This window comes from Streptomyces sp. T39 (genome assembly GCF_008042045.1).
Lineage (GTDB): Bacteria > Actinomycetota > Actinomycetes > Streptomycetales > Streptomycetaceae > Streptomyces.
In genome coordinates, this window is the sequence record NZ_RDBP01000186.1 from 1 (window position 1) to 678 (window position 678).

A 678-nucleotide genomic window follows, 5' to 3' on the forward strand; every position below is an offset into this window, starting at 1 on the left:
CCCCGTGGTCACCGGCGAACAGCACCACCCGCGGGCGGTCGACGGCCCGGACCGGGACGGCGGCCTGCGCCGCCGCCAGCCACTCGGCCAGCTCGTCGAGACGGCCCAGCGCCCCGGCCGGCACGACCAGCCGCTCACGCCGTTCCTCGGCGTCACGCCGCACGCCGCTGTCGGGGCGCTCGATCAGATCGGAGAAGTCGTCGAGATTCAGCCTGCTCATTCGCGGAACAGTACCGCCCCGCGTTCGCCCTGTGCGGGCCGGTGGTGGCTCGCACCCCCGCTGCGCGCGGGTGTCCTCAAGCGCCGGACGGGCTGTTGTGGTGCGGGGTTCGTCCGTCTCGTGCGGGCTGGTGGTTGCGCACCCCCGCTGCGCGCGGGTGTCCTCAAGCGCCGGACGGGCTGGGGTTGCCCGGTGTGGGCCGGGTWCGTGGGTGTGCCGTTGGGGCGCTGCGGGGGTGTGTGCGGGCGAGGCTCGCCCGGGGTTGGCCGGTCCCTAGCGCAACGACGTTTTATCGCCCGCACACACCCCCTCCGCGCCCCTGTCGACGTGAGCGAACCGGCCCGTCCTGGCAGGGGAAGGATCGCCCCTGCGGGCCGTCGTGTGTATGTGTTGCGGCCGAAGGCCGCGCACGAGCCGGCCGAAGGCCGGTCATGGGCCCACCGGGGTGCAGACCGGAC

At 74.6% G+C, this 678-nt stretch carries 1 protein-coding gene; it reads right to left on the reverse strand.

Annotated features, from left to right (window positions below):
• Positions 1 to 220, reverse strand: a 220-nt coding sequence (locus tag EAO77_RS36710; protein WP_187283584.1) for a nicotinate-nucleotide--dimethylbenzimidazole phosphoribosyltransferase, incomplete at its 3' end; no start/stop codon positions are given.
• Between the last annotated feature and the right edge of the window lie 458 nt (positions 221 to 678).